Source organism: Pseudomonas sp. T8 (genome assembly GCF_024610635.1).
Taxonomy (GTDB): Bacteria; Pseudomonadota; Gammaproteobacteria; order Pseudomonadales; family Pseudomonadaceae; genus Aquipseudomonas; species Aquipseudomonas chlororaphis_I.
This window is the reverse complement of record NZ_CP102374.1, coordinates 5,286,353-5,299,619: the sequence shown is the minus strand read 5'-3', so window position 1 is coordinate 5,299,619 and position 13,267 is coordinate 5,286,353. Positions and strand designations below refer to the sequence as shown.

The 13,267-nt window shown below is 64.0% G+C and carries 10 protein-coding genes; all 10 read left to right on the top strand.

The window, feature by feature from the left end; all coding sequences use genetic code 11:
* Positions 1–3: 3 nt before the first annotated feature.
* Positions 4–483 (top strand): 2-amino-4-hydroxy-6-hydroxymethyldihydropteridine diphosphokinase, encoded by a 480-nt coding sequence (gene folK / locus NRG23_RS24000; RefSeq protein ID WP_016703665.1) that lies wholly within the window; start codon positions 4–6, stop codon positions 481–483.
* A 236-nt stretch (positions 484–719) separates the two neighbouring features.
* Positions 720–1,520 (top strand): 3-methyl-2-oxobutanoate hydroxymethyltransferase, encoded by an 801-nt coding sequence (gene panB / locus NRG23_RS23995; protein ID WP_009050898.1) that lies wholly within the window; start codon positions 720–722, stop codon positions 1,518–1,520.
* Positions 1,517–2,371, top strand: a complete 855-nt coding sequence (panC, locus tag NRG23_RS23990) for a pantoate--beta-alanine ligase (protein ID WP_009050899.1) — start codon at positions 1,517–1,519, stop codon at positions 2,369–2,371. The genes panB and panC overlap by 4 nt, the downstream gene beginning before the upstream one ends.
* A gap of 109 nt (positions 2,372–2,480) precedes the next feature.
* Positions 2,481–2,861, top strand: a complete 381-nt coding sequence (gene panD / locus NRG23_RS23985; RefSeq protein ID WP_007924662.1) for an aspartate 1-decarboxylase — start codon at positions 2,481–2,483, stop codon at positions 2,859–2,861.
* A gap of 239 nt (positions 2,862–3,100) precedes the next feature.
* A complete protein-coding gene (gene pgi / locus NRG23_RS23980) occupies positions 3,101–4,765 on the top strand; it encodes a glucose-6-phosphate isomerase (RefSeq protein ID WP_009050900.1) in 1,665 nt (554 codons plus the stop codon).
* Between the two features lie 171 nt (positions 4,766–4,936).
* A complete protein-coding gene (acs, locus tag NRG23_RS23975) occupies positions 4,937–6,874 on the top strand; it encodes an acetate--CoA ligase (RefSeq protein WP_124302165.1) in 1,938 nt (645 codons plus the stop codon).
* Between the two features lie 39 nt (positions 6,875–6,913).
* On the top strand, positions 6,914–7,780 hold the full coding sequence (locus NRG23_RS23970) for an oxygenase MpaB family protein (RefSeq protein ID WP_257372463.1): 867 nt from the start codon (positions 6,914–6,916) through the stop codon (positions 7,778–7,780).
* Between the two features lie 151 nt (positions 7,781–7,931).
* Complete coding sequence (locus NRG23_RS23965) at positions 7,932–9,110, top strand: acetyl-CoA C-acetyltransferase (RefSeq protein WP_257372461.1); 1,179 nt, start codon at positions 7,932–7,934, stop codon at positions 9,108–9,110.
* A gap of 96 nt (positions 9,111–9,206) precedes the next feature.
* Positions 9,207–10,223, top strand: a complete 1,017-nt coding sequence (locus NRG23_RS23960; RefSeq protein ID WP_016703669.1) for a class I SAM-dependent rRNA methyltransferase — start codon at positions 9,207–9,209, stop codon at positions 10,221–10,223.
* A 113-nt stretch (positions 10,224–10,336) separates the two neighbouring features.
* Positions 10,337–13,255, top strand: coding sequence for a DUF748 domain-containing protein (locus tag NRG23_RS23955; protein WP_257372460.1), 2,919 nt, complete (start codon positions 10,337–10,339; stop codon positions 13,253–13,255).
* The last annotated feature ends 12 nt before the right edge of the window (positions 13,256–13,267 follow it).

Sequence of the window (13,267 nt, the reverse complement as noted above, 5' to 3'; positions counted from 1 at the left end):
CCGATGGAACGCATCTACATCGGCATGGGCAGCAACCTGGCTGCCCCGGCAGAGCAATTGCGCAGTGCGATCGACGCGCTGGCGCAGTTGCCACACAGCCAACTGGCAGGCGTCTCGGCCTTCTATCAAAGCGACTCCCTGCTGCCCGGCCAACCGCGCTACACCAACGCCGTGGCCGCCCTGGACAGCAGCCTCGCGCCTCTCGAACTGCTGGACGCGCTGCAAGCCATCGAAAACGGCCAGGGCCGCGAGCGCCTCGAGCGCTGGGGGCCGCGCACCCTGGACCTGGACATCCTGCTGTTCGGCGATCGCCTGATCGACGAACCGCGGCTCAAGGTCCCGCATTACCACATGCAGGCCCGGGCCTTTGTCCTCTATCCCCTGGCCGAACTGGCCCCCGCCGACCTGCAACTGGCCGACGGTCGTCACCTGCACGATCTGCTCGCCGCCTGCCCATTTGTCGGCCTGGAACGTCTGGCCTGACTGCTGAAACGCATCAGTTACGGCGGTAACACTCACGCCGTAACAATGCGGTAACACATGCAATTGACTTCCCGAGTTCTCCTCACGACTATAGGCGTCCCGTTGCCGCCAACACGGCGTTACAGGGCGCAATCCAGGCCTTATAAGCACGACAACAGACCGTGCGCCTGTATAGATAAGAATCACGCGCGTTACTCGCAGCAGTTTCCAGAGCGCCTGAATGAGGACCCTTTTTCATGCCAGACATCACCCTGACCACCCTGCAAGGCCTCAAGCAGAAAGGTGAGAAAATCACCATGCTGACCTGCTATGACGCGACCTTCGCCCACACCTGTTGCCAGGCCGGCGTTGAAGTACTGCTGGTGGGCGACTCCCTCGGCATGGTCTTGCAAGGGCACGACAGCACACTGCCAGTCACTACCGCCGAGATGGCCTACCACGTCGCCGCAGTCAAACGCGGCAACAGTGGCGCCCTGATCCTCGCCGACCTGCCGTTCATGGCCTACGCCACCACCGAACAGGCCCTGAACAACAGCGCCCAGTTGATGCAGGCCGGTGCGCACATGATCAAGGTCGAAGGCGCGTTGTGGCTGGCCGAATCCATCCGCCTGCTGGCCGAGCGCGGTATCCCGGTCTGCGCCCACATGGGCCTGACCCCGCAATCGGTGAACATCCTCGGCGGCTACAAGGTTCAGGGACGTAACGAAAACCAGGCCCGGCAGATGCGTGCCGACGCCATCGCCCTGGAAGCGGCCGGCGCGGCGATGCTGCTGCTCGAATGCGTGCCGAGCGAACTGGCGGCGGAAATCACCCAGGCGGTGAATATTCCGGTAATCGGCATCGGTGCCGGCAGCGCCACCGACGGTCAGGTGCTGGTTCTGCACGACATGCTGGGCCTGTCCCTGAGCGGTCGCGCACCGAAGTTCGTGAAGAACTTCATGGCCGGCCAGGAAAGCATCCAGGCCGCCCTGAGCGCCTATGTCAGTGAGGTCAAGGCCGTGACCTTCCCAGGCGCCGAACACGGGTTTTCTGCATGAATACTGTAAAAACCGTACGTGAACTGCGTGCCGCCGTGGCCCGTGCCCGCAGCGAGGGCAAGCGCATCGGCTTCGTGCCGACCATGGGCAACCTGCACAGCGGTCATGCCGCCCTGGTGACCAAGGCGGCCCAGCGAGTGGATTTCGTGGTGGCGAGCATCTTCGTCAACCCGCTGCAATTCGGCGCTGGCGAAGACCTCGACAAGTACCCGCGAACCCTGGCCGCCGACCAGGAAAAGCTCTTGCAAGCCGGTTGCCATCTGCTGTTCGCCCCTAGCGTCGAAGAGATGTACCCCGACGGCATGGACGGCCAGACCCGGGTCAGCGTGCCGCAACTCTCCGAAGGCCTGTGCGGCGCCAGCCGTCCCGGGCATTTCGAAGGGGTGGCCACGGTGGTCAGCAAGCTGTTCAACATGGTGCAGCCGGACCTTGCGGTCTTCGGCCAGAAGGACTTCCAGCAACTGGCGGTAATCCGTGCCCTGGTGCATGACCTGAACATGCCGATCCAGATCATCGGCGAGCCCACCGTGCGCGCCGCCGACGGCCTCGCGCTGTCGTCGCGCAACGGCTACCTGAGCGAAGAACAACGTGCCATCGCCCCGGCGATCTATCGTGGCCTGACCCAGATCGCCCAGGCCATCAGCCAGGGTCAGCGGGACTATCCAAAGCTGCTGGACGAGCAAAAACAGGTGCTCGAAGCCGCCGGCTTCCGCCCGGATTACCTGGAAATCCGCCACGCCCGGACCCTGCGCCCGGCCACCGCGCAAGACCGCGACCTGGTGATTCTGGCGGCGGCCTATCTGGGCGCTACCCGCCTGATCGACAACCTGCATCTGGACCTCGACGCCTAGGTCCCAAAGGCCGATTGCCCGAAGCCCGACCTTCGGGCAAACTGCCGCCGCCCGGGGCCTGCAGCGATGCTGCGGGCCCTGTTCGAGGATCCGACCGAGAGAACCACTCATGCACGCCATCATGCTCAAGGCCAAGCTGCATCGCGCCGAAGTCACCCACGCTGTGCTCGACTACGAAGGCTCCTGCGCCATCGACGGCGAATGGCTGGACTTGTCCGGTATCCGTGAGTACGAACAGATCCAGATCTACAACGTCGACAATGGCGAACGCTTCACCACCTACGCCATTCGTGGCGAGGAAGGCTCGCGCATGATCTCGGTCAACGGCGCCGCCGCGCACAAGGCCAAGGTTGGCGACCGGGTGATCATCTGCGCTTACGCTCACTACAGCGAAGCCGAACTGCTCAACTTCAAGCCGCGCATGCTCTATATGGCGCCGGGCAACGAGCTGAGCCACACCAGCCATGCCATTCCGGTTCAGGTCGCCTGAGCCCCAGTCATTCTCACCCCTGAAATCCTGCTCGTTGCGCGGCTCTGAGGCGCCGGTATAAAAAAGTACCGGCCGCAGGTCAGACAAAGCCAAGACAGATCAGCACGCGAGAGTTACTGTAATCGCCCTGCGTGCTTAATCGTGTCAGCGCAGGTTTGACCGAACGTTATTCTTCAAGCAGGACGTTCCGGGCTTTTCAGTGTCCAACAGGCAGTTCAAGTAAAAGGAAAACCGCAGCGATGGCGTACTACCGCACTCCTCACGACGTTACCGCTCTGCCCGCCTGGCAAGCGTTGAATGACCACCGCCAAGCCATGCAGGATTTCAGCATGCGCGAGGCCTTCAATGCCGACCCGCAGCGCTTTCATCAATTCAGCCTCAGCGGCTGTGGGCTTTTTCTCGATTACTCGAAGAACCTGATCACCCCCGAAACCCGCAACCTGCTGGTGGGCCTGGCCAATGAAGCCGGTCTGCAGGATGCGATCAAGGCGCTGTTCGCCGGTGAGCTGGTCAACTCTTCCGAAGGCCGTCCGGCCCTGCACACCGCCCTGCGCCGTCCAGTGGGCGACAAGCTGTCGGTCAACGGCGTCAACGTGATGCCGGAAGTGCACAAGGTGCTGAACCAGATCACCGAACTGGTCGGGCGCATCCATGACGGCCTGTGGCGCGGCTACACCGAGAAGCCGATCACCGACGTGGTCAACATCGGCATCGGCGGTTCGTTCCTCGGCCCCGAGCTGGTGTCCGAAGCCCTGTTGTCCTACGCCCAGAAAGGCGTGCGTTGCCATTACCTGGCCAATATCGACGGCAGCGAATTCCACGAACTGTCGTCGAAGATCCGCGCCGAAACCACGCTGTTCATCGTCTCGTCGAAATCCTTCAACACCCTGGAAACCCTGAAGAACGCCCAGGCCGCACGCGCCTGGTACCTGGCTCAGGGCGGTTCCGAGGCCGAGCTGTATCGCCACTTCATCGCGGTGTCGAGCAACAACGCCGCCGCCGTGGCCTTCGGCATCCGCGAAGAGAACATCTTCCCGATGTGGGACTGGGTCGGCGGGCGTTACTCGCTGTGGTCGGCCATCGGCCTGCCGATCGCCCTGGCCATCGGCATGTCCAACTTCAAGGAACTGCTGTCCGGCGCCTACACCATGGACCAGCATTTCCAGACCGCGCCGTTCGAGCAGAACATGCCGGTCCTCCTGGCCCTGCTGGGCGTGTGGTACGGCAATTTCTGGGGCGCGCAAAGCCACGCGATCCTGCCGTACGACCACTATCTGCGCAACATCACCAAGCACTTGCAGCAGCTGGACATGGAATCCAACGGCAAGAGCGTGCGCCAGGACGGCACGCCGGTTTCCACCGACACCGGCCCGGTGATCTGGGGTGGCGTGGGCTGCAACGGTCAGCACGCGTACCACCAGCTGTTGCACCAGGGCACCCAGTTGATCCCGGCCGACTTCATCGTGCCTATCGTCAGCTTCAACCCGGTCGCCGACCATCACCAGTGGCTGTACGCCAACTGCCTGTCGCAAAGCCAGGCGCTGATGCTCGGCAAGACCCGCGCCGAGGCCGAAGCCGAGTTGCGTGAAAAAGGCATGAGCGAGGCCGAAGTCCAGAAGCTGGCACCGCACAAGGTGATCCCGGGCAACCGTCCGAGCAACACCCTGGTGGTCGAACGCATCAGTCCGCGCCGCCTGGGCGCGCTGGTGGCGATGTACGAACACAAGGTTTTCGTGCAGAGCGTGATCTGGGGCATCAACGCCTTCGACCAATGGGGCGTGGAGCTGGGCAAAGAGCTGGGCAAGGGCGTCTACAACCGCCTGGTCGGCAGCGAAGAAACCCCGGCCGAGGATGCTTCGACCCAGGGCCTGATCAACTACTTCCGCGGTCGCCACCGCGGCTGATAGCCCGCTGGAACATCCCCTCGCGAACCGGCCCGCTGCTACGCAAACCCTTCCATTGCGCAGCAGCGGGCCGATTCACGATCGGTCGCCCAAGACCGCCCTCCCCTTGAACCCCTTCCGATCAAGGCGCATCTTTATCGCTTGTCGCTAAAACAAGAATAAGGAACCGTCATGTTCGATATCAGCATGTTCCCCCAAGCCGATGCCGTCCGCCGGGCTGCGCAATTGAGTCAGGACGACTACCAGCGGCTGTACCGCGAATCCATCGAGCACCCCAGCACCTTCTGGGCCGAACAGGCCACCCGCTTTCTCGACTGGAGCGCCCCCTGGCAAACCGTGCAGCGCTATGACCTGAAAACCGGCGCCGCCAGCTGGTTCGCCGGCGGCCAGTTGAACGTCAGCTACAACTGCATCGACCGCCACCTGGAAAAACGCGGCGATCAGGTGGCGATCATCTGGGAAGGCGACGACCCCGCCGAGTCGCTGCAAATCACCTACAAAAAACTCCATCACTACGTCTGCCGCCTGGCCAACGTCCTGAAAAGCCGCGGCGTGAAAAAAGGCGACCGGGTCTGCATCTACATGCCGATGATTCCCGAGGCGGCCTACGCCATGCTCGCCTGCACCCGTATCGGCGCGGTGCACTCGGTGGTCTTTGGCGGATTCTCTCCGGACGCGCTGCGCGACCGCATTCTCGATGCCGACTGCCGCACCGTGATCACCGCTGACGAAGGGGTACGCGGCGGCAAGTTCGTGCCCTTGAAAAACAACGTCGACAAGGCCCTGCAAAGCTGCCCGAACGTCAGCACGGTGGTGGTGGTCGAGCGCACCCAGAACCCGGTGAACTGGGTCGAAGGCCGCGACCTCTGGTATCACCAGGCCCTGCGCGGTGTCGAAGACGACTGCCCGCCGCAACCGATGGACGCCGAAGACCCGCTGTTCATCCTCTACACCTCCGGCAGCACCGGCAAACCCAAAGGCGTGCTGCACACCACCGGCGGCTACTTGCTGCAAGCGGCGATGACCTTCAAATACGTACTGGACTACCGCGAAGGCGAAGTCTTCTGGTGCACCGCCGATGTCGGCTGGGTCACCGGCCACAGTTACATCGTCTACGGCCCGCTGGCCAATGGCGCGACCAGCCTGATCTTCGAGGGCGTGCCCAGCTACCCAAGCAGCTCGCGCTTCTGGGAAGTCATCGACAAGCACCGGGTGAACATCTTCTACACCGCCCCCACCGCCTTGCGCGCACTGATGCGCGAAGGCCCCGAGCCGCTGCAGCACACCTCGCGCAGCAGCCTGCGCCTGCTGGGCAGTGTCGGCGAGCCGATCAACCCGGAAGCCTGGGAGTGGTATTTCAATAGCGTCGGCGAGCAGCGCTGCCCGATTGTCGATACCTGGTGGCAGACCGAAACCGGCGGCATCATGCTCAGCCCGCTGGTCAGCGCCAGCCACATCAAGCCGGGCTGCGCCACCCGCCCGATGTTCGGTGTGCAGCCGGTGCTGCTGGACGAGCACGGCAAGGAAATCAGCGGCGCCGGCAGCGGCATCCTGGCGATCAAGGCCAGTTGGCCGGCGCAGATCCGCAGTGTCTACGGCGACCCGCAGCGCATGGTCGAGACCTATTTCAAACCCTACCCGGGCTACTACTTCACCGGCGACGGCGCGCGGCGCGATGAAGACGGCGATTACTGGATCACCGGGCGCATCGACGACGTGATCAACGTCTCCGGGCATCGCATCGGTACCGCCGAGGTCGAGAGCGCCCTGGTCCTGCATGACAGCATCGCCGAGGCCGCGGTGGTCGGTTATCCCCATGACCTCAAGGGCCAGGGCATCTATGCCTTTGTCACCCCGATGAATGGCGTCGAGCCCAGCGACGAGTTGAAGAAGGAGCTGTTGAGCCTGGTCAGCCGCGAGATCGGCAGTTTCGCCAAGCCGGAGTTGATCCAGTGGGCACCGGCCTTGCCGAAAACCCGCTCGGGCAAGATCATGCGGCGTATCCTGCGCAAGATCGCCTGCAACGAACTCGACAGCCTGGGCGATACCTCGACCCTGGCCGACCCGAGCGTGGTCGAGGGCCTGATCGATAAACGCCTGAACCTCTGAGCGAGGCCTCGGGCCTCAACCAAGGAACAGCCAAGCGGTATGGAATTCATTCGCAGTCGTATCGAAACCCAGGTGATGAGCCTGGGTGGCCTGTCACTGGGTCAGCTCGACCTGGACAACCCCAAGGGCGACCCGGGCCTGTTCGGCCCGGACGCTATCTGCTGGCAGGTGCATGGCGATTTCAGCAGCATGCTGATCGGCGGCATCAGCGCCTTGTTGATGCAGGCCCTGCACCCGCTGGCCCTGGCCGGGGTCTGGGATCACTCGAATTTCCGGGAAGACATGATCGGGCGCCTGCGGCGTACCGCGCAGTTCATTTCCGGCACCACCTTCGGCTCGCGGCAGGATGCCGAATGGCTGATCGACAAGGTGCGCACCATTCACCTGCAGATCGTCGGCCACGCGCCAGACGGCCGGCCCTATGCCGCCAGCGATCCGCAGTTGCTGACCTGGGTGCATGTGGCCGAAGTCAGCAGCTTTCTGGCGGCGCATCTGCGCTATCGCAATCCGCAGCTGTCGCCTGCCAACCAGGACCGTTACTACGGGGAAGTCGCGCTGATCGCCGAGCGTCTTGGCGCCAGCGATGTGCCGCGCTCGCACCGGGCCGTGGCGGCGTACCTGGCCGGGATGCGCCCTCAGTTGCTTTGCGATGAACGCAGCCGCGAAGTGCTACGCCTGCTACTCGCGGCACCGGCCCCAAGCCGCCTGGCCAAGCCATTCGGCTCGTTGATGATGCAGGCCGGCATCGACCTGCTGCCCGACTGGGCCAGCGACATGCTGGGCGTCAACCAGGGTCTGCTGCAACGCCAGCTGATCCGCGCCAGCGTCAACCGCAGTGCGCCGATGCTGCGCTGGGCGGTGCGCAATGGCTCGATACATCGCGCACGCCGGCGCATGGGCCTGTAATACCCGACCGGGCGAACAGAACGCGACCCATCGGTTCGCGATTGGCGGCGTCGCGACCTTCTATGCAACCATGATTTTCCAAGTTCTCGCGCATCGGTCCCCTGTCCATAGCCACCGACCGATGCCGCCCATAGCAATGAGGATTCGCGCCATGCAAGACGTCGTAATCGTTGCCGCCACCCGCACCGCGGTTGGCAGTTTCCAGGGTTCGCTGGCGAACATTTCCGCGGTCGACCTCGGCGCCGCGGTGATCCGCCAGCTGCTGGCCCAGACCGGCCTGGACGGCGCCCAGGTCGATGAAGTGATCATGGGCCAGGTGCTCACCGCCGGCGCCGGGCAGAACCCCGCGCGCCAGGCCGCGATCAAGGCCGGCCTGCCCCACGCCGTGCCGGCGCTGACCCTGAACAAGGTCTGCGGCTCCGGCCTCAAGGCCCTGCACCTGGGCGCCCAGGCGATCCGCTGCGGCGACGCCGAGGTGATCATCGCCGGCGGCCAGGAGAACATGAGCCTGGCCAACTACGTGCTGCCCGGCGCCCGCACCGGCCTGCGCATGGGCCATAGCCAGATCGTCGACACCATGATCAGCGACGGCCTGTGGGACGCCTTCAACGACTACCACATGGGCATCACCGCCGAGAACCTGGTGGACAAATACGGCATCAGCCGCGAAGCCCAGGACGCCTTTGCCGCCGCCTCGCAGCAGAAGGCCGTGGCCGCCATCGAGGGCGGGCGTTTTGTCGATGAGATCACCCCGATCCTGATTCCCCAGCGCAAGGGCGACCCCGTGGCCTTCGCCACCGACGAGCAGCCGCGCGCCGGCACCACCGCCGAATCCCTGGGCAAGCTCAAGCCAGCCTTCAAGAAAGACGGCACGGTCACCGCCGGCAACGCTTCGTCGCTGAACGACGGCGCCGCCGCGGTGATCCTGATGAGCGCCGCCAAGGCCAAGGCCCTGGGCCTGCCGGTGCTGGCGAAGATCGCCGCCTACGCCAACGCTGGCGTCGACCCGGCGATCATGGGCATCGGCCCGGTGTCGGCCACCCGTCGCTGCCTGGACAAGGCCGGCTGGTCCCTGGAGCAACTGGACCTGATCGAAGCCAACGAAGCCTTCGCCGCCCAGTCGCTGTCGGTGGGCAAGGAACTGGGTTGGGATGCGAGCAAGGTCAACGTCAACGGCGGCGCCATCGCCCTCGGCCACCCGATCGGCGCCTCGGGCTGCCGGGTGCTGGTGACCCTCCTGCACGAAATGCTCAAGCGCGATGCCAGGAAAGGCCTGGCGACCCTGTGCATCGGTGGCGGCCAGGGCGTGGCATTGGCCATCGAACGCTAACCCCACGCCCTTTCTGTAGGAGCGGCCGGTCGACGCTCCTACAGGGAAGGGCGAAGCTGGTAGACTGCCCCGCCCAATCATCCGCAAGGCGCCCGCATGTCTTCCTTGAATCAGGCGCTGCGCGCCGCCCTCGATCATCGCCAGGACCTGCTCGCCGAGCTGCATCAGCAAGGCACCGACTGCTATCGGCTGTTCCATGGCAGCCAGGAAGGCGCCGGGGGCCTGACCATCGACCGTTACGGCCCACAGCTGCTGGTGCAGAGTTTTCACCAGACGCTGGAACGCGAGGCCTTGCTGCAATTGCACGAGACCGTCCAGAAGCAGCTGGGCCTGGACACCCTGCTGGTCTACAACGACCGCTCCCGGGGCAATTCACGCATCGACCGCGAAGACCCGGTTTACCGCGCCGAAGAACAGGCGCTGCAAGACCTGGTCGGCCACGAATGGGGTTTGAACTATCGGGTACGCGGTCGCCATGCCGGCCAGGACCCGCTGCTGTTTCTCGACCTGCGCAACGCCCGTGGCTGGGTCAAGGCCCACAGCGCCGGCAAGAGTGTGCTGAACCTGTTCGCCTATACCTGCGGCGTCGGCCTGAGTGCCGCGGCAGGTGGCGCCCGCGAGGTGTGCAACCTGGACTTCGCCGAGGGCAACCTGGCGGTCGGCCGCGAGAACGGCCAGCTCAATCCGCAATTGCCGGCCATGCAGTTCGTGCAATCGGATTACTTCCCGGCGATCCGGCAACTGGCCGGCCTGCCTATCACCCAGCGCCGTGGGCAAAAGCTGCCCGGCTACCCACGCCTGGAACAGCGCCAGTACGACCTGGTACTGCTCGACCCGCCGGCCTGGGCCAAGAGTGCATTCGGCACCGTCGACCTGCTGCGTGACTATCAGAGCCTGCTCAAGCCGGCCCTGCTGGCTACCGCCGACAATGGCGTGCTGATCTGCTGCAACAACCTGGCGAAAGTCACCCTGGACGACTGGCGCGAACAGGTGCTGCGCTGCGCCGAAAAAGCCGGGCGCCCGGTACGCGAATGGCAGGTGCTGACACCCGGTCGCGACTTCCCCTCCATGGACCAGCAACCGCCGCTCAAGACCCTGATCCTGCATCTCTGATCTCCCGCGAGGAATCTGAACAATCCTGTTTGCGACAGTCATGGGATTGTTTCGGAACCGGAAACGCATGCCATACTCCAACGCACTTCCGATTCAGATAGATGAAGCCTCGCATGTCCAAAGGATTGATCCGCGCTATCGGCGCCTTGTTGACCGCTCTCGCCCTGTACAGCCTGCTGGGCTTTCTGATTTTGCCGGGCATCGCCCTGCGGGTGGCCAATCAACAGTTGGCCAACTACGCGACGGTACCGGCAAAGATCCAGCGCATCGAACTCAACCCGTTCAGCCTCGAACTGACGCTCTGGGGCCTGAACATCGGTGAGCCGGGCAAGGAGCAGGTGGCCTTCGAGCGTCTCTACGCCAACCTGCAACTGGACAGCCTCTGGACCCGCGCGCTGCACCTGGCCGATATCGAGCTGGACAAACCCAAGAGCGAGATCCTGTTCGCCAAAGACGGCAAGCTCAACCTGCTGGGCCTGTTCAACCTGCCCGCCAGCGAACCGACTCCGGACGACCCCGAGGCCAAGCCGTTCCCGCTGCGTATCGAGCGCATCAAACTGGCGGGCGGTTATGTGCACTTCCAGGACACGCGGCCCAGCGAGCCCATCGATTTCCTCTACGACAAACTCGATCTCGAGCTGAAGAACCTCAGCACCCTGCCCGATGACAGTGCCGACATGACTCTGGTCGCCGCGGGCCCCGCGGGCGGTCAGATCGATTGGAGCGGTAATTTCAGCCTGACCCCGATCGCCTCCGAAGGCACCCTGAAAGTCACCGACGGCCAGATGAAAGCCTGGTGGCCCTATGTCCGCGATGCCTTGCCCCTGGTCCTCGAAGACGGCGTGCTGAACCTCAACACCCGCTACAAGCTGAACCTGTCCAAGGAAACCGAATTGCTGCTCAGCGATGCTTCGGTAAGCATCGCGCCCTTTGCCATCAAGGCCCCGGACGGTCAACCACTGGCCCGCCTGGAGCGCCTGGACGTCAGTGAGACCACGGTCGACCTGGCCAAGCAGCAAGTGGTGGTCGGCAAGATCCGCAGCCAGAAACTGGAAACCTGGGCAGCCCTGGAAGCCGATGGCCAACTGGACTGGCAGAAACTGTTCGCCAGCCAGCCGGCCAAACCGGCGGCCAAGCCCGCTCCGGCCGCCGCCGATAGCCCGCAGCCAGCGCCCCCGGCGCCAGGCAAACCCTGGCAGGTGCTGCTCAAGGACGTGCAACTGCGCAATTACCAGGTGCACCTGGCGGACCGCCAGGCCAAGCCGGCGGTGGCGCTGGAGGTCGGGCCGCTGAACGTCGACGTGCAGAACTTCGACAGCCTCAACCAGTCGCCCTTCAACCTCAAGCTCGACACCGGGGTGGGCAAGCAGGGCAAGATCCTCGCCAGCGGTGTGGTCAACCTGCAACCGGTCACCGCCAAACTGGCGGTGCAGACCAAAGACATCGACCTGCGGGTCGCGCAGTCCTACATCAGCCCGTTCATTCGCCTGGAGCTGCGCAGCGGCATGCTCGGCAGCGACCTGGCGGTGGACCTGAAAAACATCGATCCCCTGACATTCAGCGTGACCGGCCGCGCCCAGGTCGACCAGTTGCACACCCTGGACACCCTGAAAACCCGCGACTTCGTGAAATGGCAGCAACTGGTGCTCGAAGGCCTGAACTATCAGCACGGCGACAGCCTGACGATCAACAAGGTCAACCTGCTGCAGCCCTATGCGCGCTTCATGATCAACGATGACCGCACCACCAACATCGATGACTTGCTGATCCCGCAACCGGCCGACAGCGCACCGAAAAGTGCCGCCAAGCCGGCCGCCAAGGAAAAACCCCTGGGCATCCATATCGGCCAGATCGCCATCAACGATGGTTCGGCCAACTTCGCCGACTTCAGCCTGACCCCCAACTTCGCCACGGCCGTCCAGCAACTCAACGGCCAGATCGGCACCATCGACAGCCGCCAGGCCAAACCGGCCAGTGTCGATATCAAGGGTAAGGTCGATCGTTATGCGCCGGTCACCATCAAGGGCAGCGTGAACCCGTTCGATCCAATGGCCGCGCTGGACATCGCCACCAGTTTCAAACGCGTCGAACTGACCACCCTGACCCCCTACTCCGGCAAGTTCGCCGGCTACCGTATCCGCAAGGGCCGGCTCAACCTCGACCTGCACTACGTCATCACCAACGGCCAGCTCAAGGCCGAAAACAAAGTGGTGGTCGAACAACTGGAGCTGGGGGAAAAAGTCGACAGCCCGGATGCCGTGAGCCTGCCCCTGAAACTGGCGGTCGCCCTGCTCAAGGATGTCGACGGCAAGATCTCCATCGAACTGCCGGTGACCGGCGACCTCAACAACCCGCAATTCAGCGTCATGCCGATTGTCTGGCAGACCCTGCGCAACCTGATCGTCAAGGCTGCCGCCGCGCCCTTCAAACTGATTGGCGGGCTGGTCGCGGGCAGTGGTTCGGAAGACCTGGGCAGCGTCTCGTTCGCCCCGGGCTCGAGCGAGTTGAGCCCGGAATCGGAAGCGGCGCTGGTCAAGCTGTCCAACGCGCTCAAGGAGCGTCCGGCCCTGCGCCTGGAGATCGAAGGTACCGCCGCGCAGAGCAGCGATGGCCCGCTGATCGCCGAGCAACGCCTGGAGCGGGAATACCAGTACAACTACTACAAGATGCTCCAGCGTCGCGGCGACAAGGTGCCGGCCCAGGCATCCTTGCTGAAGGTGCCGGAAGGCGAGAAAGGTCCGCTGCTGGAAGGCATCTATCGCACGCGCCTCAAGACCCAGCCACCGGCCGAATGGAAGGATCTGGGCAAGGAAGAACGCACCGCGAAAATGCGTGAAGGCGTGATCCAGTTCTGGAGTGGCAGCGATGCGCTGTTGCGCCAGCTGGGCCAGGAACGGGCCAGCAGCATCAAGGACTTCCTGGTGGACAAGGGCCAACTGGCGGACGACCGGGTCTACTTCATCGACGCCAACCTCGGCCAGGCCGAAAGCGACGGTCGGGTCATTACCCCCATGCACCTGGACGCCGAATAACCACCCTCCCCG